13 protein-coding genes and 1 pseudogene are annotated in these 20,098 nt (G+C 63.6%); 7 read left to right on the forward strand and 7 right to left on the reverse strand.

Annotated elements, in window-relative coordinates:
* Window positions 1-22: 22 nt before the first annotated feature.
* Window positions 23-778, forward strand: coding sequence for an SDR family oxidoreductase (locus tag G7076_RS10750; RefSeq protein ID WP_166202716.1), 756 nt, complete (start codon window positions 23-25; stop codon window positions 776-778).
* Here G7076_RS10750 and G7076_RS10755 read toward each other — a convergent pair.
* Window positions 775-2,643, reverse strand: coding sequence for a tetratricopeptide repeat protein (locus tag G7076_RS10755; RefSeq protein ID WP_166202718.1), 1,869 nt, complete (start codon window positions 2,641-2,643; stop codon window positions 775-777). The genes G7076_RS10750 and G7076_RS10755 overlap by 4 nt on opposite strands.
* A gap of 22 nt (window positions 2,644-2,665) precedes the next feature.
* Window positions 2,666-4,540 carry an adenylate/guanylate cyclase domain-containing protein gene (locus tag G7076_RS10760; protein WP_166202720.1) on the reverse strand — a complete coding sequence of 625 codons (1,875 nt, stop codon included), beginning with the start codon at window positions 4,538-4,540 and terminating at the stop codon, window positions 2,666-2,668.
* Window positions 4,541-4,837: 297 nt separating this feature from the next.
* On the opposite strand from G7076_RS10760, the gene G7076_RS10765 reads away from it, so the two are divergent.
* Window positions 4,838-7,141 (forward strand): CDC48 family AAA ATPase, encoded by a 2,304-nt coding sequence (locus G7076_RS10765; protein ID WP_166202722.1) that lies wholly within the window; start codon window positions 4,838-4,840, stop codon window positions 7,139-7,141.
* On the opposite strand, the gene G7076_RS10770 is transcribed toward G7076_RS10765, so the two are convergent.
* Window positions 7,138-8,442 carry an MFS transporter gene (locus G7076_RS10770; RefSeq protein ID WP_240913785.1) on the reverse strand — a complete coding sequence of 435 codons (1,305 nt, stop codon included), beginning with the start codon at window positions 8,440-8,442 and terminating at the stop codon, window positions 7,138-7,140. The genes G7076_RS10765 and G7076_RS10770 overlap by 4 nt on opposite strands.
* 150 nt (window positions 8,443-8,592) lie before the next feature.
* On the opposite strand from G7076_RS10770, the gene G7076_RS10775 reads away from it, so the two are divergent.
* Window positions 8,593-9,189 carry a methyltransferase domain-containing protein gene (locus tag G7076_RS10775; RefSeq protein WP_346774091.1) on the forward strand — a complete coding sequence of 199 codons (597 nt, stop codon included), beginning with the start codon at window positions 8,593-8,595 and terminating at the stop codon, window positions 9,187-9,189.
* 3 nt (window positions 9,190-9,192) lie between these two features.
* Here the strand turns inward: G7076_RS10775 and G7076_RS10780 are convergent, their stop codons facing one another.
* Entirely contained in the window at window positions 9,193-10,254 is a 1,062-nt protein-coding gene (locus tag G7076_RS10780) for a phosphatidylserine/phosphatidylglycerophosphate/cardiolipin synthase family protein (RefSeq protein ID WP_166202726.1), read from the reverse strand.
* 228 nt (window positions 10,255-10,482) lie between these two features.
* Here G7076_RS10780 and rpoZ point away from each other — a divergent pair, with 228 nt between their 5' ends.
* Window positions 10,483-10,824, forward strand: a complete 342-nt coding sequence (gene rpoZ, locus G7076_RS10785; RefSeq protein ID WP_166202727.1) for a DNA-directed RNA polymerase subunit omega — start codon at window positions 10,483-10,485, stop codon at window positions 10,822-10,824.
* A gap of 34 nt (window positions 10,825-10,858) precedes the next feature.
* Here the strand turns inward: rpoZ and G7076_RS10790 are convergent, their stop codons facing one another.
* Window positions 10,859-11,368, reverse strand: a complete 510-nt coding sequence (locus tag G7076_RS10790) for a helix-turn-helix domain-containing protein (protein ID WP_166203599.1) — start codon at window positions 11,366-11,368, stop codon at window positions 10,859-10,861.
* Window positions 11,369-11,491: 123 nt separating this feature from the next.
* On the opposite strand from G7076_RS10790, the gene G7076_RS10795 reads away from it, so the two are divergent.
* Both G7076_RS10795 and G7076_RS10800 read left to right on the forward strand, forming a co-directional pair.
* Complete coding sequence (locus tag G7076_RS10795) at window positions 11,492-11,809, forward strand: hypothetical protein (protein WP_166202729.1); 318 nt, start codon at window positions 11,492-11,494, stop codon at window positions 11,807-11,809.
* 125 nt (window positions 11,810-11,934) lie between these two features.
* Window positions 11,935-14,025 (forward strand): bifunctional (p)ppGpp synthetase/guanosine-3',5'-bis(diphosphate) 3'-pyrophosphohydrolase, encoded by a 2,091-nt coding sequence (locus tag G7076_RS10800; protein ID WP_166202731.1) that lies wholly within the window; start codon window positions 11,935-11,937, stop codon window positions 14,023-14,025.
* On the opposite strand, the gene G7076_RS10805 is transcribed toward G7076_RS10800, so the two are convergent.
* Complete coding sequence (locus tag G7076_RS10805) at window positions 14,022-16,304, reverse strand: NADP-dependent malic enzyme (RefSeq protein WP_166202733.1); 2,283 nt, start codon at window positions 16,302-16,304, stop codon at window positions 14,022-14,024. The genes G7076_RS10800 and G7076_RS10805 overlap by 4 nt on opposite strands.
* 127 nt (window positions 16,305-16,431) lie before the next feature.
* Here G7076_RS10805 and mutS point away from each other — a divergent pair.
* Window positions 16,432-19,000: pseudogene (gene mutS / locus G7076_RS10810) on the forward strand (DNA mismatch repair protein MutS).
* Here the strand turns inward: mutS and G7076_RS10815 are convergent.
* Window positions 18,962-20,050 carry an acyltransferase gene (locus tag G7076_RS10815; RefSeq protein WP_166202735.1) on the reverse strand — a complete coding sequence of 363 codons (1,089 nt, stop codon included), beginning with the start codon at window positions 20,048-20,050 and terminating at the stop codon, window positions 18,962-18,964. The pseudogene mutS and the gene G7076_RS10815 sit on opposite strands and share 39 nt — an antisense overlap.
* Window positions 20,051-20,098 lie beyond the last annotated feature (48 nt).

The following is a 20,098-nucleotide window of genomic DNA, read 5'->3' on the forward strand; positions in this document are numbered from 1 at the left end:
GACGAAAGACCATGGAGCGACAATGACCGCCATTACCCTGATCACTGGCGCATCGGCGGGACTTGGCGTCGATTTCGCCCGCCAATTATCCGGGCGCGGGGAGCGGCTGGTGCTTGCCGCCCGGCGCAAGGACCGGCTTGATTCGCTCGCCGCCGAACTCGGCAATTCGCGAGCCGTGGCGATCGACCTTGGCGAGCCGGGCGCGGCGGCGCGGCTGATGGCCGACATCGCGGCGCATGGCGAAGAAGTCGGCTGCCTGATCAATAATGCCGGGTTCGGCCTGTGGGGCCGGTTCGTCGACCTCGACAGCGCCAAGCAACGGCAGATGATCGACCTCAATTGCGGGACTCTGGCGGAGCTTTGCCATGCCGTGGTCCCCGCAATGATCGCGCGCGGGAGCGGCGCGATCCTCAACCTCGCTTCGACCGCTGCCTTCCAGCCAGGGCCGGGGATGGCGACCTATTTCGCCACCAAGGCGTTCGTCCTGTCGTTTACCGAGGCGCTGCATGAGGAAGTGGCGAAGTCCGGCGTACGGGTGACGGCGCTTTGCCCGGGGCCGACGGCAACCGAATTCGGCGACGTCGCGGGCTTTAAGGGCAACGGCATGTTCGAGAAGTTGAGCGCCAAGTCTTCGGACGTTGTCGCGGCGGGATTGAAGGCGCTGGACTCGAACCGCGCCGTGGTCATTCCCGGCTTGATCAACAAGCTCGGCGCCCAGGGTCACCGGTTGCTTCCGCGCACTTGGCTGCGCAAGGTGACAGCGGCAATCAAATATTAGGCTGCGGGTACCAGATCCAGCTTGGCGAGAAGCGCCGGGTAACGCGGGTGATCGCGAATCGGATCCAGGTCCGCATCTTCCATGAACCAGTTCTTCTGTTCGCCGCCGACCCCGTTGGACCAGATTTCAAGCACGTCGATCGCGCGGTCGGTTTCCCCCAGCTGAGCATAGCAGCAGGCGGCGTTGTAGCGGCCGTTGTTGTCGTCGGGATCGATTGCCAGGGCGCGCTCCATCATGGCCATCGCGGCTTCCTTTTCCCCCAGCGCGGCGAGCGCACACGCCGCGCCCTGCGCGGGCCGGGCCGATTCAGGATAGGCGCGAAGCGTTTCCTCGGCGCGCTTGACGCCTAGCCGGGCATAACGTTCGGCTTCTTCGAGCCTGCCCATCGACCGCAGGACGGTCTGCATCAGCAACGGCGGCTGCGAATCGTCGGGCTGGATCTCTAGGGCGCGGGTGAACAAGGCGATGGCGCGATCGAGCTTGCCTTCGGTCACACAGAAACGGGCGAACGAAAGGTTCGCATCGAAGCTGTTGGGATCGAGAACGAGCGCGCGCTCGAACGCGGCCGCGGCTTCCGCCCGCTTGCCGCTGTTTGCAAGCGCCACTCCGCTGGCCGCATGGGCTTCGGCGAGATTGGGATCGATCGCCAATGCCTTTTCGGTAATGGCGAGAATCTCCCAGGATGCGATCGGCAGATTGTACCAGCCGCTCAAGCGAGAGTCGCAGTTCGCAATCCCTGCATAAGCACGGGCGTAATGCGGGTCGAGTTCGACGGCCTTGGCGAACATCTGCCGCGCGAGGATCAGGAACGACTTGGTCGAGTGATGGAAGAGCTGGCGGCCCTTGAGGAAGAAGGAATAGGCCTCGACGTTGACGGTCGGGTTCTTCTCGATCGCCTTCTTTTCCTTGGGCAGCAGCTTGATCTTCAACTGCTCGACGATGGTCTGCGTAATCTCGTCCTGAATGGCGAAGATGTCGGTCAGGTCCCGATCGAAACGATCCGCCCACAGGTGGCCACCGCTTGCTCCGTCGATCAGCTGGCCAGTGACACGCACGCGCTGTCCCGCCTTGCGGACGCTGCCTTCCAGGATGAACTTGACCCCGAGTTCCGCCGCGACGTCCTGAAGCTGGACCGCCTTGCCCTTGTATGTGAAGCTGGTGTTGCGGCCGACCACGAACAGGCCCGATACCTTGCTGAGATCGGTGATGATGTCCTCGCTGATCCCGTCGGAAAAGAACTCCTGCTCCGGGTCGCCGCTCATGTTGGTGAACGGCAGGACGGCGATCGAGGGCTTCTCAGCCTCCTCTAACTCTGCTCCGCCGACCGGCCCCTTGGACTTGGCCGGACCTTCACCGATCACGACGTTGTAGGCCCGAACCGGGAATTCGATGTTCTTCAAGTCCTGGTCGCCCATATCCTCGAAAATGAGGTCGAGCTTGTTGCCGACATTCTCTCGGACCGAGCTCGACACCGCGACTCCGCCCGGTTTGGCGACGCTTTCGAGGCGCGCGGCGACATTCACCCCGTCGCCGAAAATGTCGCCATCCTCGACGATCACGTCGCCGAGGTTCACCCCGATCCGAAATTCGATGCGCCGGTCGTCGGGGACGTCGGCATTGCGGCCGCGCATTTCGCGCTGGATGTGCGACGCACATTCCACGGCGCTCACCACGCTGGGGAATTCGATCAGCATGCCGTCGCCGGTCAGCTTGACGATCCGCCCGCCGTTTCGGGCGATGCACGGGTCGATCATCTCCGTGCGATGCGCCTTGAGCGCGGTCAGCGTACCGACCTCGTTTGCGCCCATCAGGCGGCTGTAGCCGACGACATCGGCGGCTAGTATCGCTGAGAGGCGACGCTCCACGAGCGGCATTCTCCTTCAGATATCATGCGTTGACCCGGCCGCGCTGGTTGACCTTTTCGAGCAGCGCGACGAACCGCGGATCGGACCGGATCGAGTCGAAGTCATTGTCGGTCTGAAGCCAGTTCTCGGTTTCCCATGCGCTCGAGGCGCTCCAGCGTTCGAGGGACTCGATCGCCCGATCAACATCGCCGAGCTGCGCGAACGTGCAGGCGGCGTTGTAGCTGACGATCGGATCATCCGGGTCGAGCACCAAAGCGCGGTCGAGCCACTCGCGGGCGCGTTCGGTCTCGCCCAATCGCGCTAGCGCGGCCGCTCCGAGTTGCGCCGGCCGGCTGTTTTCCGGATGGTTGCGCATCGCCTCTTCGGCGCGCTTGACACCCAGCAGCGAATAGCGGTCGGCCTCTTCCTTCTGGCCAAGCTTCATGAAAACGGAATCGAGCACCAGCGGGCTTTGCCAATCATCGGGATCGAGCTCCGCCGCGCGGAGCAGGTGCGGAATAGCCTTCTCCAGCTTTCCGACCGCAATGAGATAGCGCCCGTAGGCGAAGTGCGCATCGAAGCTGGCCGGATCGAGCAGGATTGCGCGTTCGTACGAGGCCTTCGCTTCGGCATGCTTTCCGGTGCCGGCAAGAGCGACGCCCCGTGCGACATAAGCCTCCGCCACAGCTGGATCGAGGACGATCGCCTTTTCGGCAAGGGCCAGAATGTCGTCGACCTTGATGTCGACCCGATAGGAATAAGCGAGCCGCGCGTCGCAGACAGCGATCGCGGCATAGGCCCTGGCGTAGCCCGGATCGAGCTCCGTCGCCCGGACGAACATCTGCCGCGCAAGGCGCAGTAGCACCTTGGTATGATTGGCGAAGAAGTGCCGCCCCTTGAGGAAATAGTTATAGGCCTCGACATTGCTGGTCTGGGCCTGGGTGATCGCCTGCTTTTCCTTGGGGAGCAGAGTGATGCGAAGCTGCTCGACGATGGCTTCGGTAATCTCGTCCTGGATCTCGAAGATATCGGTAAGGTCGCGGTCGTAGCGGTCGGCCCAGACATGGCCGCCCGTCGTCGCGTCGATCAGCTGGGCATTGATCCGGACCCGCTGGCCGGCTTTGCGAACGCTTCCTTCGAGGATGTAGCGGACGCCGAGCTCCGAGCCGACCTTGGTAAGGTCGGGCGACTGGCCCTTGTAGGCGAAGCTTGTGTTGCGGCCGATGACGAACAGTCCGCTGACCTTGCTCAGGTCGGTGATGATGTCCTCGCTGATCCCGTCACTGAAGTACTCCTGCTCGGGATCGCCGCTCATGTTGTTGAACGGCAGGACCGCGATGGACGGCCGGACTTCCTGCTCTTCCACCACGGCATCCTTGGCGGGCTCGGCCCGGGATTTGGCCGAGCCAATGACGACATTGTAGACCCGGATCGGGACTTCGATGTTCTTGAGCTGCTGGTCGCCGGCGTCTTCGAACACGACATCGGTCTTTGTGACGACATTGTCGCGGACTGAGGCGGAGACCGCGATTCCGCCGGGACGGGCCACCGATTCGATGCGCGAGGCGACGTTGACGCCGTCGCCGTAAAGGTCATCGCCATCGACGATGACGTCGCCAAGGTTGATGCCGATGCGAAACTCGATCTTGCGGTCGTCTGACGAGACTTCGTTGCGCTTTCGCATGTCGCGCTGAATTTCGATCGCACATTCCAAGGCACTGACGACGCTTGGGAATTCGACCAGCGTACCATCCCCGGTGAGCTTGAACGTGCGCCCGTGATGCTCGGCAATGCAAGGGTCGAGAAGCTCAGAGCGGAGGCGCTTGAGCGCTTCGAGCGTCGCAATCTCGTTCGCGCCCATTAACCTGCTGTAGCCGACCACGTCCGCAGACAAGATCGCCGTAAGACGACGCTCCATTCGGCACGCTCCCTTAACGTCAGCAATGCCTAGCACGGAGGGGCGAGATTCGCGAGCAGTTAGCGGCAACGAATTAAACGGTAGTTTAATGTTCGCACCTGCGATTTCGCAATTGCGAAATCATCGCTGCGGTGCGATATTGTTGGTGCCCGACCTCGGGCATCCTCTCCAAACTTGGCCGGGCGGCGACGTCCGGCCTTTTTTTGTTCCCGCTGAAAGCCATATTGAACCGGAACAGTTGTCTTCCGTTCGTGTCGCAATGCGCGGGGCACTGAAAACAGAATAGAGGATGAATTGATGGCGGATGTCGAGACCTTGACCAGGCTCCAGGTGGCGAACCTCCCGCCGGGCGATAGCGGCCGCGGCGTGGCCCGCCTGCCACTCGGCCTGATGAAGGGGCTCGGACTCAACGACGGCGACGTCATTGCCATCGTCGGCAAGCGTTCGACCGCGGCCCGGGCGATCCGCGCCTACGACGATGACGAAGGGCTCGAGATTGTAAGGCTCGACGGCCTTCAGCGCGCCAACGCCGGCGTCGGATCGGGCGACTTCGTCGAGGTGAAGAAGGCGAACAGCAAGCCCGCGACGCGAATCGTCTTCGCTCCGGCGCAGGACAATATCCGGCTGCAAGGCTCGTCCGAGGCGCTGAAGCGGAGCTTCGCCGCCCGGCCTCTGTGCGAAGGCGATACGGTGGCAACCGCAGGGCACCAGCGGGTCAATGCCGACATGCCGGAGCACATCCGCCAGTTGCTGAACGCGCCTGCATTCTCCCTTCAGGAAGTGCGAATGACGGTAGTTTCGGCGGCTCCGAAAGGGATCGTCCATATCGGCCCGGACACCGTCGTCGAACTGCTCCCCGAATTTACCGCCAAGGTGAAAGGCGAGCGCCGAGCGGACGTCACTTACGACGATCTTGGCGGGATGAGTGACACAATCGACGCGCTCCGCGAAATGGTCGAGCTTCCGCTTCGCCACCCCGAATTGTTCCAGCGGCTGGGCGTCGACCCGCCGAAGGGCGTCCTGCTGCACGGCCCGCCGGGCACCGGCAAGACCCGACTGGCGCGCGCCGTGGCGAATGAAAGCGAGGCGCAATTCTTTCACATCGCCGGACCCGAGGTGATGGGCAGCGCCTATGGCGAGAGCGAAAAGCGGCTACGCGAGATTTTCGAAGAAGCGAGCAAGGCCGCCCCGTCGATCATCTTCATAGATGAAATCGATTCGATCGCGCCCAAGCGCAGCCAGGTGAGCGGCGAAGCGGAGAAAAGGCTGGTTGCCCAACTGCTGACCCTGATGGACGGGCTCGAGCCGCGCCAGAACCTGGTCGTGATTGCCGCGACCAACCGTCCGGAAGCGCTCGACGAGGCGCTTCGCCGGCCGGGACGATTCGACCGCGAGATCATCGTCGGTGTTCCCGACGAGCGCGGACGGCGCGAAATCATCGCAATCCACACTCGAGGGATGCCGCTTGCCGAGGACGTCAATCTGGATGAACTCGCGCGGCGCACCTACGGCTTCGTCGGCGCCGACCTTGCCGCGCTGGTTCGCGAGGCGGCGCTGGAGGCGGTCCGGCGAATCATGCCGAAGATCGACCTCAGCAAGGAGGCGATCCCGACAGAGGTGCTCGACGCCCTTTCCGTCGAAGCGCGCGACATCGACAATGCCCTTAAGCGTGTCCAGCCGAGCGCGATGCGCGAAGTCATGGTCCAGGTTCCGCAAACCACCTGGGATGACGTCGGCGGGCTTGACGAAGCCCGCGACAAGCTTCGCGAAGGCGTCGAGCTTCCGTTGAAGCACCCGGGCGCCTTTCGCCGCCTCGGCATACGTCCTGCAAAGGGTTTCCTGCTCTACGGCCCGCCGGGCACCGGCAAGACCTTGCTGGCCAAGGCCACGGCCAAGGAAAGCGAAGCCAATTTCATCGCCACCAAGTCGAGCGATCTCTTGAGCAAATGGTATGGCGAGAGCGAGCAGCAGATCGCGCGGCTGTTCGCACGCGCTCGCCAGGTCGCGCCGACGGTCATCTTCATCGACGAGCTCGACAGCCTGGTGCCGGCGCGTGGCGGCGGGATGGGCGAGCCGCAGGTAACGGAGCGGGTCGTCAACCAGATCCTGAGCGAAATGGACGGTCTGGAGGAGCTCAACAACGTCGTGCTGATCGGCGCGACCAACCGCCCGAACCTGATCGATCCGGCACTGCTTCGACCTGGCCGGTTCGACGAGCTGGTCTATGTCGGCCCGCCGGACACCGCCGGACGCCGCCGGATCCTGGCGATCCACACCAAGCTCATGCCGTTGGCCAAGGACGTCGACCTGGAGGATCTTGCGCGCCGGACGGAGAATTTCACAGGCGCCGACCTTGAAGACCTGGTTCGCCGCGCCGGCTTGACCGCACTTCGCCGCGACCTTGAGGAAGGCCAGGTCACCAAAGCCGACTTCGAGACGGCGTTGAGTGAAACCCGGGCGTCAGTGACCGAAGAGATGCTGAACGACTATGCCAAGATCCGCGATACGCTGAAGTCCGACGCGGTGAAGCCGGTCGGCGGAATTGGCTTCGTGCTTCCCGGGATGCTGCGCCCGAAGGCCGGAGAAAGCGGCAAGGCCTAGTCCAGACGCCTCCAAGTCCAGGCAGCCAGCAACGCCATGCCGAGACCGCAAAGGATCGAGGGCACCGTCGAGTCGAACTGGTAGATTAGCATGACGATGGTCGGCGCCGCGATGTAACTGACCCCGTTGGCGGAGGTGATGATCCCGGCAATCGCGCCTTGCTCGCCCAATGACACGGCGAGGCTTGCGCCGCCCGTGAAACCGGGGCGCGTGAAGCCGAACCCGAGGCTCGCCAGGGAGAATCCGACGACCAGTCCGTAGAGGTCGTCGGCGAAAGACAGGACGGCGAAGCCACCCGCCGCCACGAGCGACCCGACCGCGATGAGCGCGCGCGCCGTCATCGCGAGACGCGGGATCAGGCCCCACTGGGCGGCGAGGGTCGCGGCGGCGCCGGCCATCAGGACAATCGCGATCGGGCCTTCCGATCCCATCGGCGCGAGCGCCAGGCGGTCAATGACGAGGAAGCCGAGATAGGTCAGCACCGCAGCCTGGGCATGGCCCGAAGCGACTCCCGCGACGATCCATCCGCGAATCCGCGGGTCGCTCCATCGCATTCGAACGCCCGAGCGAGGCGCGGTCGAGGCAATGACGCTGGCGCCGGTCGTCGGGGTAGCGATCGAGGGATAGCTCATTGCTGCGCCGTGACCTGCCCGCGGCCCACGGCCGTGCTTCATGTCATCGGGTAGCCAGCGCCACACCGACAGCCATACGGCAAGGCCAATCAACGCGAAACCGAAGAAAGGCCCGGGAAGTCCGACGATCGGAAGCACGAAAAGCGGCGCCATGGCCGGGCCGATGACCGTGCCGAGACCGAAGCTCGACGCGAGCGCCGAAAGAGCCGCAACCCGCGCAGTTCGCCGTGTCTTGGAGGCGAGGTAGGCCTGGGTTGCGCTGGGCGTTGCCGATCCCAGGGCGCCGTAGATGGCCCGCGCGATCCCAAACAGGATGAACGCCGCCATTCCGCCGACGATCCCGGAAAGGCCGGCTTCCAGTGCCAGCCCGCACAACAGGGACGAGATCACGAACCCGCCGACGCCAAGCAGGATCAGGGCCTTGCGGCCGTGACGGTCGCTGGCCCTTGCCCACATCGGCGCCAGCAGCACCCAGAGGACTGCGGAAATTGTATAGGCGATGGCGACCACCACGTCGGGAATGGCCATCGCCCGGCCAATTGCTGGCATGACCGACTGAACAGCAGTGTTGCCCGAAGCCGCGACCAGCATGGCCGCGTAGAGCAGCACGAAGTGCCCGCGCCTCATGGCAGTCCCGCCAACACCCCTGCGCACCGCCATCAATTGCATCGTCGTGCCTTAAGACCGTTGCGGCGCATCGCAAAGCGATGGCGAGAACTGGACAAGCCCCGAAGCATTTGCCAACGCGAATTGCGTCACTCCATCGGAGCCACCATGTCGACCTCGCCTGCCCGAACATTGAAAGGCCCCCGCCGTTTCGTGCGCCGGGTCGCGCATCGGGCAAATAGCCCGAAGTGGCAGTTCCTTCGCGGTTTCCTGAAGAATCCCGTGATGGTCGGGTCCGTCATCCCGTCGAGCCGAGTGCTGATCGACAAGATGCTGGCACCCGTTGATTGGAAGGCAACCAGGCTGTTCGTCGAATATGGGCCGGGCGTCGGCACGTTCACCCGTCCGATCCTGGACAAGCTGGGTAAGGACGCCCGGCTCATCGCCATCGACACCAATCCCGATTTCATTGCCTATCTCAAGAAATCGATCGACGATCCGCGCCTCATTGCGGTCCACGGCTCCGCTGCGGATGTCGAGAAGATCATTGCCGAGCATGGTTTCGAGAAGGCCGACTATGTGGTGTCGGGATTGCCCTTCTCCACGCTCCCGCCCGGCGTCGGCGAAGCGATCGGAGCGGCCACGGCGAACGCGATCCGAAGCGGGGGCGCGTTCCTGGTCTACCAGTTCAGCCCCAAGGTCCGCGATTTCATCGCCCCTTATTTCGAGCGGATCGAGCGCGGCTTCGAATGGATCAATGTGCCGCCGGCCACCCTGTTCTGGGCATGGCGCGAACCGGCCACGGCCTGATCCTCACTCCTGGCCGAGGTTGATTCGGCGGGTGACGGTATAATCCATCGTCGTCACCAGGAAGTTCGAAAGCGCCCACTTCGTCTTGCGCCACAAGGTCGCCTTGGCCTTGTGGATGGCAGGCGTAATCTCGATCGAGTTCGCGATCTCGCCATCGACATAGTCGCGCATGGCCCTGGCGAATTGGGCATCCTCGACCCGGAGCATCATCTCCAGATTGAGATAGAGACTTCGAAAATCGAAGTTGGCCGAGCCGATGTGGACGGCATCATCGGCGATGTAGAGCTTGGTGTGGAATTTCGCCGGCTGATATTCGAAGACCCGAACCCCGCGCTTGAGCAACCGCCCGTAAGTGAAGCGTGTGGCGGCGATGGTCGCATTATTGTCCGACTTCGAAGCCGTCACAAGGCGAGCCTCTCCGCCGCGTTCCGAGACCCCGCCGATTCGCCGGAGCATGGCGTTCGAAGGTGAAAAATAAGCGGCGACGATATCGAGCCTCTTGGCGGAGAGTATGTCCTTCACGATCTGCACCGGCCACGGATTGCTTCGGGCGATGGGTCCGCTGAACCGCCAGGCGATCGGTCCGCTGCCACGGCTGTGGCGGGCGATGATTCGGCGCAGTTTCTTGACCAGGGGTTTGGGATGAACCGTCCAGTTCTCGATGTCGTCGAAGTAATCGGCGAGCTTCTCGACAGCCGGGCCGTCGACCGCCAGCCACAGATCGCGCCAGTGCTTCGGGCCCTCATCAGTAAGGTAATGCTCGTTGATATTGGCGCCCCCGATGATCGCGCGGCTGCCGTCGGCGACGACCATCTTCTGGTGGTTGCGGATAAGGTAGCGGCGGCTGAGCGTGGGATGAAAGACGCTGTAGGTACCGCCGGCATCGCGGAGCGGCTCCAGAAAACCGGGGCGAATGGCGCCGCAGCCGAATTCGTCGAGCAATAGCCGAACCGCGACCCCGCGCCTGGCCGCCTCGGTTAGCGCCTGGAGGACCCGGGTACCGGCCTTGTCCTCCGTGAACATGTAAAAGAGGACGCGGATGGATTCGCGCGCGGTCTCGATCATGTCGATCAGCGCCTCGAAGCGCTCCAGCCCCCCCGGCAACAAACGCAGGCGGTTGCCGGCGACCTCGCAGTCGATCGGGGACAGAAAGAGACGATCATCTTCGCCGATGTGGCCGTCAGAGGAGCGCGAAGCAAGCGGGGCCCGGCGTGATTTGATTGACTTCGGGCAAGTGCGTGACTATCTGGCTCGCCTTCCCAACAGGGCTTTTCGAGATAGGCGGAACGACCAATGGCGCGCGTGACGGTTGAAGATTGTGTCGACAAGGTATCGAACCGGTTCGACCTCGTGTTGCTGGCGGCCCAGCGCGCCCGGCAGATTTCGGGCGGTGCAGACCTCACCATCGATCGCGACCGCGACAAGAACCCGGTCGTGGCTCTTCGCGAAATCGCTGAGGAAACGGTTAAGCCGAAGCACCTGGAAGAGGCGATCGTCGGCAATCTCCAGCGTGTCCGCATCGACGAGGATGACGAAACGGATGAGCTGGCGAGCCTCAGCGAATCCGCCGAAGCGCTTCGCCTGACTGCAGCGGCGCCGCCGCGCCCGACTCCGAGCGCGAGCGAGTACGAGTAATCGCTTACGCAACCATTGAATTTGGAAAAGGCGGCTAACCAGCCGCCTTTTTCATGTCCGCATCTTCCCGGCGCAATTCCGCCCCGGTTGAGCGGTCGATCCACATCAGGTCGTGCAGTGCGAGCGGGCGGCCGTCGTGGGACTGAACGCAAATCCGCCGCACAGGCTTTCCATCGCGGGTGTCGGCAAGCACGATGTCCTGACTGCCATGGCCCCAGTCCTCGCCCCATTGGCGCAGAGCGAGGACGACCGGGAGTAGGGCCTCGCCCTTGGCAGAGAGGGAATAGACGACTTTGCGTCGATCGTCGGGATCGGCGTGGCGCTCGAGGATCCCGCCTTCAACCATTTTCGTCAGCCGATTCGACAGGATGTTGCGGGCGATGCCGAGCCCGGCCTGGAATTGTTCGAAATGCTGGAGCCCGTTCAAGGCGCCGCGAAGAATAAGGAAAGCCCAGCGCTCGCCGATAAGCTCTACAGCCGGAGGCAGTGGGCAGGTCAGCGCAGCCTTGCGGAAAGCCTCAATGTCCGGATCTTCCGCAAGCATCTGCTGGTTCAACGCAACTCCTCCTCCGCCAATTCATGGCACAGCAAAAATCAAAATAACAGTTGCGAAGAGAAACTGGAAGTGGCAATGAGTTTCTCATTAAAACCTTTTTGGAGACTTGTCGTGAACCGTCTCGCACTCATCGCCGCCTCGGCACTTTTTGCGGTTCCCGCTTCCGCCGGGACTTACACAGCCACACCGGCTTCACCGACTGCCGACGCCAAGGTTGTCGCGCGCGACATCGCCTGGACTTATGCCGGCGGCAACTACACCGGCCGCACCGCCGAGAGCCGGCCGCTCGTTTTATGCCAAGGCCTCGCCAAGAAGGTCGGCCGTCTGAACGCCTTTACGGCCGACGGCCGTGCATTCAGCGTCGATGAGCTGGCGAAGTGCAATGCTTTCGCCACTGGCGGATCGACCGCAGTCGCCAACGCCAATTAGTCGCATCGCTTCCGGCAACCCTCCCGCCGGACATGGGCCGGTTCGCCCCGCTGGCGCGGAAAGGCGAGCCGGCCCTTTTCTTTTCGCGCTTGCGAAATGGGCAGCCCTGCCCCCATCTTAGTACCGTGCTGCGGCAATATGAACTGATCGAGAAGGTCCGGGCCTACGATCCCGACGCCGACGAGGCGCTGATCAACCGTGCCTATGTCTTTTCGATGAAGGCGCACGGTGCCCAGGTCCGCGCATCGGGCGACCCCTATTTCAGCCACCCGATCGAAGTGGCGGGAATCCTCACCGACCTGAAACTGGACGACGAGACGATCGTCACCGCCATTCTTCACGATACGATCGAGGATACGGTCGCCACCCACGAGCAGATCGAGAAGCTGTTCGGAAGCTCGGTGGCGAGGCTGGTCGACGGCGTGACGAAGCTCAGCAAGATCGAGGCGCAGTCCGAGAACGAGCGCCAGGCCGAGAATTTGCGCAAGTTCCTACTCGCGCTTTCGGGCGACATCCGGGTGCTGCTCGTCAAGCTCGCCGACCGCCTGCACAACATGCGCACGCTTCGGCACATCAAGAATGAGGACAAGCGCCGCCGGATCGCCCGCGAGACAATGGATATCTACGCGCCGCTGGCGGAACGCATCGGCATGTACGAGATGATGACCGAGATGCAGACGCTGGCGTTCCGCGAACTCGAACCGGACGCTTATGCCTCGATCACCCGTCGGCTGGACCAGCTTCACGCGGCGGGCGGCGATCTCGTCAGCAGGATCGGACTTGGACTCCAGCTGCATCTTGCCGACCACGGCCTGGAAGCCGAGGTCACGGGACGCGAGAAGCATCCCTTTTCGATCTGGAAGAAAATGGCGGAACGGCACATCAGCTTCGAGCAATTGTCGGACGTCATGGCCTTCCGCGTCATCGTCGATAGCGTCGAGGGCTGTTATCGCGCGCTTGGCCTCATTCACGAGCGCTGGCCGATGGTGCCCGGTCGTTTCAAGGACTTCATCTCGACCCCCAAGCGCAACGGGTACCGAAGCCTGCACACGTCCGTAATCCACGATTCGAAGATGCGGATCGAAGTGCAGATTCGAAGTCGGGACATGCACGCGCAGGCCGAGCGCGGCCTCGCCGCGCACTGGGCCTACAAGGAGGGCAAGCCCGCGGCAGACCTGCATGTGCCGTGGGTCGACGAGCTGGTCGAGATTCTCGAGCACGCCGACAGTCCCGAAGAATTGCTCGAGCATACCCGGATGGCGATGTACCAGGACCGGATTTTCGCCTTCACGCCCAAGGGCGAGCTCATCCAGTTGCCCAAGGGGGCGACGCCGGTTGACTTCGCCTATGCGGTGCATACTGACCTTGGCGACCAGACCGTCGGCGCCAAGGTCAACGGTCGGGTCGTTCCGCTCCGCACGCTTCTTGAGAATGGCGACCAGGTGGAGATCCTGGCCTCCGAGGCGCAGCATCCACAGCCCAGCTGGCTGAGATTCGTCGCAACGGGCAAGGCGCGGTCCTCAATCCGCCGCTTCGTTCGCCACAAGGAGCGCGACGAGACGATTGAGCTTGGCCGCAAAATCTATGAAGAGATCGTCGGTCGGCTGCCCGCGCCGCTCGCGTCCGAGGCGCTTGGTCGAGCGATCGCGAAGTTCGACCTGGAAGACGTCGATGCGCTGATGATGGCCATCGCCCGCAAACGGATTAGCGACGAGGAAGTGATGGAGGCGCTGATGCCTGGCTCCGCGGGGAGCGACATTGCGCCGCGGCCCTCGGCCCAGCGTCAGGCCATTTCGATCAAGGGACTGACACCCGGTGTCGCTTACCACCTCGCCGAATGCTGCCACCCGATTCCGGGTGATCGGATCGTCGGATTGCGCCGGGAAGATGAAAGCATCGAGGTTCATGTCATCGGTTGCGACCAGCTGGCGAGCGGCATCGATGCCGACTGGCTCGACCTGGCGTGGGGAGATGAATCCGAAGGCGGGACGGCGCGATTGAGCGTCATCCTGCGCGATGTGCCCGGGGCGCTTGGCACCATGGCGGGGATCCTGGGCGCGAAAGGCGCCAACATCATCAACCTTCACCTCGCGCATCGCGACGGCAGCTTCCAGACCTTCCACCTCAACGTCGAGGTAGACGATCTGGCCCACCTGCACTCGCTGCTTGCCGCGCTTCGCGCAGCCGACAGCGTGTCGAGCGCCGAGCGGCTTTAGGCCTTCTTCGGCTTGCGAATCGAATCCGCGCCGCCTGCCGCAAGCACTGCGAGAGTCACGAGGTCCGACGAGCCGGCCGTCATCGGCGCAATCTGTACCGGCAGCGACATGCCGAGCAGATAGGGTCCCAAAACGCTTTCCCCGCCGAGCGCTCGGAGCAGCTTGGCCGAAATGTTGGCCGATTGCAGGCCCGGCATGATGAGGATGTTTGCGGGTCCTGTGAGCCGGCTGAACGGATAGAATTTGCGCTGCATTTCATAGGTCAGCGCAACGTCCGGACCCATTTCCCCTTCATACTCGAAATCGGTGACGATGGTGTCGAGAAGCTTCACTGCGTCGCGAAGCTCGGCGATGTGGCGTCCGGGTGGATTGCCGAACGTCGTATAGCTGACGAAGGCGACGCGCGGATCCTGCCCCATTCGCCGGGCGAAAGCGGCCGAACGGATGGCAATGGCCGCATACTGCTCCGCCGTGGGACGCTCGGTCACCGCCGTGTCGGCGATCAGCACCGTGCGCTGGCGCCCGACGACGACGTTGATGCCGAACGGCGCGGTGCCTTCCGCCTCATCGAGCACGGTTCGAACTTCGCGAAGCGACTGGCTGAAGGGACGGGTCGTACCGGTGATCATCGCGTCCCCTTCGCCAAGGGCCAGCATCGCGCTTGCGAAGATGTTGCGATCCTGATTCACCATCCGCTCGGCTTCGCGGCGAAGCATCCCGTGCCGTTGCCTCAGGCCGTAAAGATAGTCGACAGCCCGTCCGACGAGGGGCGAGTTGCGGCTGTTGAGAACCTCATACTCTTCCGGATGATCGACGCCCAGGGCGCGCAGTCGCTCATGAACATCCTCGCGTCCGACCAGCACGGGAATGCCGTAGCCGCCTTCCTTGAAGGAGATGGCTGCGCGGAGAACGTTTTCTTCTTCGCCCTCGGCGAACAGTACGCGCTTCGGATTGGCCTTGGCCGCCTCGAACGCCAGGCTAAGTGCGGATGCCGTGGGATTGAGACGGGCGCGAAGTTGTCGGCGATAGGCATCAAAGTCGCTGATGGGCCGCTGCGCGCAGCCGCTTTCCATCGCCGCTTTCGCGACGGCCACCGGCACGATCTCGATCAGCCGGGGATCGAACGGCGCCGGGATGATGTAGTCGGGGCCGAACGAGTGGCTCGTCCCCCCATAGGCCGCGGCCACCTCTTCCGGTACCGCCTCGCGCGCCAGAGCAGCGAGCGCGTTCGCGGCCGCGATTTTCATCTCGTCATTGATCCCGGTCGCGCGGACGTCGAGCGCGCCTCGGAAAATGAAGGGAAAGCCAAGGACGTTGTTGACCTGGTTGGGATAGTCGGAGCGCCCGGTGGCGATGATCGCGTCGGGGCGAACGGCGCGGGCATCCTCCGGCAGAATTTCCGGAATGGGATTGGCCATCGCGAAGATGATCGGCTGGGGCGCCATGGCCTCGACCATCTCCGGCTTCAGCGCGCCGGCTGCGGAAAGGCCAAGGAATACGTCCGCTCCGACCAGCGCCTCTTCCAAGCTTCGCGCTTCGGTCGGCACGGCGTGGGCCGACTTGAACTGGTCCATCCCTTCGCGACCGGGATAGAGCGGCCCCTTCCGGTCGCACATGATGACGTTGGGGTGGGGGACGCCCATCGACTTGATAAGCTCGGTACAGGCGATGGCCGCCGCTCCGGCGCCGTTCACGACGACTTTGATGTCGGCAAGCTCTCGGCCCGTGAGATGACAGGCGTTGATCAGGCCGGCGGCGGTGATGATCGCCGTTCCGTGCTGATCGTCATGAAAGACCGGGATGTTCATCCGTTCCTTCAGCGCCTGCTCGATGATGAAGCACTCCGGCGCGGCAATATCCTCGAGATTGATTCCGCCGAAGCTCGGCTCGAGCAACTCGACCGCCTCGATGAATCGCTGTGCGTCGGTCGTATCGAGCTCAAGATCGATCGAATCGACGTCGGCGAAGCGCTTGAACAGGACAGCCTTGCCTTCCATCACCGGCTTGGAGGCAAGCGCCCCCAAATTTCCGAGGCCTAAAATCGCCGTTCCGTTGGAAATGACCGCGACCAGATTACCTTTCGCCGTGAGGTCGTAGGCTCTCGACGGATCGGCGGCAATTTCCTCGACCGGAACCGCGACGCCCGGCGAATAGGCAAGGCTGAGGTCGCGCTGGGTCGCCATCGGCTTCGAAGCGACGATCTCGATTTTTCCCGGCCGGCCGCGCGCATGGAAATCGATCGCTTCGTCGCGAGTGAATTTGACGTTGCTTTCGCTCAAGTGGCTCTCCTTGGGCGAGCGCTTTAGCGGCCTTTTGGCCAAGGAGTCACCCTCGCTTGATCGCGGCTTTGGCGCTAGCAAGGCGTTGATGGCTCGAAGCGACCAACACCCGCCCAAGCAGACGCCGATGATGGCGCAATATCACCGCCTCAAGGCGGAAGCTGGCGACGCGTTGCTGTTCTACCGCATGGGCGACTTCTTCGAGCTTTTTTTCGACGACGCCAAGGCCGCCGCGGCCTGCTTGGACATCGCCTTGACCAAGCGCGGCGAGGACGGCGGCGAGCCGGTGCCGATGTGTGGCGTTCCCGTTCACTCCGCCGAATCCTATCTCGCCCGGCTTATCAGGGGCGGCTTTTCGGTCGCCATTGCCGAGCAGACCGAAAGTCCGGCCGAAGCTCGCAAGGCGCGCGGATCGAAGGCCCTGGTGGAACGTGCGATCGTCCGCCTCGTGACGCCGGGAACTCTTACCGAGGAGGCGCTGCTGCCGCCCTCGATGGCCAATTGGCTGGCCGCCGTCGCTTCGGCCGGCGACGAATGGGCAATTGCCGCAGCCGACATCTCGACCGGCCGGTTCGAGCTTGTTCACTGCGGAACGGGCGAACTGAAGAGCGAGCTTGCCCGTCTCGACCCCGCGGAGACTATTTCCGCTTCGCCTCTCCCCGGGATTGCCACGCGAGCAGGCAAGGGAGGTTTTGACAGCCTGGCCGGAGAGCGGGCGCTCAAGGCGCGGTTTACGGTGTCCACGCTGGACGGGTTTGGGGAACCGAGTCGCGCCGAACTGGCGGCAGCCGGGGTCTCCTGGCTTATCTCGAGGCGACCCAGAAGGATGCCGGGACATTTCTCTCGGCGCCGCGAAGGATCGCTCGCAACGCGCATGTCGTGATCGACCATGCCACGCGCGATAGCCTGGAAATCTGTCGTTCGGCGCAAGGCGAGGTTCGCGGGAGCCTGTGGCATGAAGTCGATCGCTGCGTCACGGCCGCGGGGCGGAGAATGCTGGCCGGTGACCTCTCCGCACCGCTAACCGACCGGCGGAGCATCGAAGCACGTCTGGCTGTCGTTCAGCATTTTCACGAAAACATCGCGCTGCGCGCCCGGATCCGCGAAGCACTACGGGCGATGCCGGACATCGGGCGCGCCATCGGCCGCCTTGTCGCGGGGCGCGGCAGCCCGCGCGATCTCGGCCAACTACGCGAGGGGCTGATCGCCGCAGCCTCTCTCCGGCAGGAGTCGGAGGCCGGCGGCCCCCTGCCCGATCTCCTCACGCAGATTCTTCCGACCCTTGGCGGACACGCGGCCCTGACGGACCGGTTGGCCAGCGCTTTGGTCGAAAGCCCGCCAATCGAGACTTCCAAGGGCGGCTATATTGCCGAGGGCTATGACCCGGCGCTGGACGCACTCCGCTCTGCAGCGGCCGACGGACGCCGCGCCATCGCCGCGCTGGAAGCCAAATATCGTGAAACGACCGGCATCGCTCCGCTTAGGATCCGGCACAACGCCGTGCTCGGCTATCACGTCGAGGTGCCCGCCAAGCATGCCGACCGGCTGATGGGCGAGGATAGCGGCTTCACGCATCGACAGACCCTTGCCGGTGTCGTCCGTTTTAATTCGCCCGATCTCCATGCCGAAGCAGCGCGGGTGGTAGAAGCCGGGGCTCATGCCCTCGCCGCCGAGGCCGCACATCTGGAAGAGCTCGTGGCCTTGGCGGTCGGACGACGCGACGCCATTGCGGAGACTGCGGACTCGGTTGCCCGAATCGACGTTGCCGCCGCGAATGCGGAGCGCGCGGCCGAAGGAGGCTGGACCCTTCCCGCACTGGACGACCAGCCTTGCCTGGAGATCGATGGAGGCCGCCATCCCGTGGTCGAGCGCGCGCTTGCCGATCAGGGCGAGCCTTTCGTCGCCAATGATGTCTCGCTTGGTCCGTCCGACCGCCTGTGGCTGATCACCGGTCCCAACATGGGCGGCAAATCGACCTTCCTGAGACAGACGGCATTGATCGTTCTCCTCGCGCAGGCCGGCTGCTACGTGCCGGCCGCCCGGGCGAGGATCGGTCTGGTCGACCGGCTCTTCAGCCGTGTCGGCGCATCGGACAATCTCGCCCGCGGCCGCTCAACGTTCATGGTCGAGATGGTGGAAACTGCCGCAATCTTGTCGCAGGCGACATCGAAAAGCCTGGTGATCCTCGATGAAATCGGACGCGGAACTTCGACCTACGATGGGCTGGCAATCGCCTGGGCGGTGGTCGAGGCGATGCACGATCACATCAAGGCGAGAACCCTGTTCGCGACGCACTATCACGAACTCACAAGGCTTGCGGGAAGGCTTGACGCTCTATCGTTGCACCACGTCCGGGCACGCGAATGGAAGGGTGATCTCGTCCTCCTCCACGAAGTGGCGGAAGGTGCCGCGGACCGCAGTTACGGAATCGCCGTCGCCCGGCTGGCCGGGCTGCCTCCGGCAGTGGTCGCACGGGCAAAGGATGTCTTGGCCAAGCTCGAGAAAGGCCGTGAAGCGACCGGGGGATCGCCGCCGGGCTCGACGATCTTCCGTTGTTCGCCAACACCGCTCCGGTCGAGGAAACCTCCGACCCGTTGACAGAAGCGATAAGCGCGCTCGATCCGGACCGGATGACCCCGCGCGACGCGCTCGATGCGCTATACAGCCTGCGGAGAATGCTCGCCGACCGCGACTGATTGCCCGGCGCGCCGCGAAATTGTCCGGCCCCGCTCGCGCCAGGGGACTTCGACCAACCGGTAGGTCACGCTCGATACGACCACCAGGGCAGCAAGGCTAAAGGCCAGCCACGCGGTTCGCGGGAGCTCATCCGCACCGGCCTCCGAGAGCCAGCGGAAAAGGGGCATATGCACCAGGTAAATGGAATAGCTGTGCCGTCCGAGCCACTGGGGCACCGGACGCTCCAATATCGAGCGGGCGGCCGAACCGGAATCCCTGACCATGATCGCGACCATTGCCGCCGACATGAGCGGAATGGCCAAGCCGAGAGCGGGCGTTGCGGCGGTGATTGGCAGGACTGCGGCCATTGCCGCCGCGATCGCAAGCTGCCCATACGCCGCAGACCTGCGGCTCAGCGGCGCACGGCCGCCTGCCCAGCCCCACAGCAACACCCCGAGCGCAAAGCTCATCAGACAACGCGGCAGACGAAGCGATAAATCCCCGTCGAGCGACCCGCCGCGGAACACCAGGAGCAGGATCAGGGAAAGAATACCGACCATCGCCATGGTAGTGAGACGGCGGCGAAAATCGGCGGTCGCCAAGCAAACGCCTGCGAACAGCAGATAGGCCGCCCACTCGACACTGATGCTCCAGCTCGGTCCATTGAGCACACTGCCAGGCACAAGCCCCCAAGCGTGCGTCATTGTCAGGTTGAGAGCGACCATCGCCCCGTAACCTGGCTTGGCTGCCTCACCGCCAAGCAAGTCGATCCCCAGCGCGGCGACCAAAGTCACGAAATGCAGGGGCCAAAGCCGGAAAAAGCGCCGGATGAGAAATCCCTTGGCCGTCGCTTCGCACGCCGGGCTATCCATATGGACGGAAGCGATGACGAATCCCGACAGCACGAAGAACAGGTCAACGAACAGCCATCCCTGCGCCAGCCAGGGATTGCCGGTCAGAAAAGTGCCGGGCTGAAGCGAAAGATGATGCATGACGACGATAAGCGCCGCTATGCCGCGAAGCGCCTCGAGATTGCCGTAATGCGGCCGGCGGGATGACGATCTTTCCACGCTCACCCTTTGCCATGGCGAAGTTGCGATCCGGTTGACGACCGCCGC

It is taken from the genome of Sphingomonas sp. HDW15A, assembly GCF_011301715.1.
In the GTDB taxonomy this organism is placed as follows: domain Bacteria; phylum Pseudomonadota; class Alphaproteobacteria; order Sphingomonadales; family Sphingomonadaceae; genus Sphingomicrobium.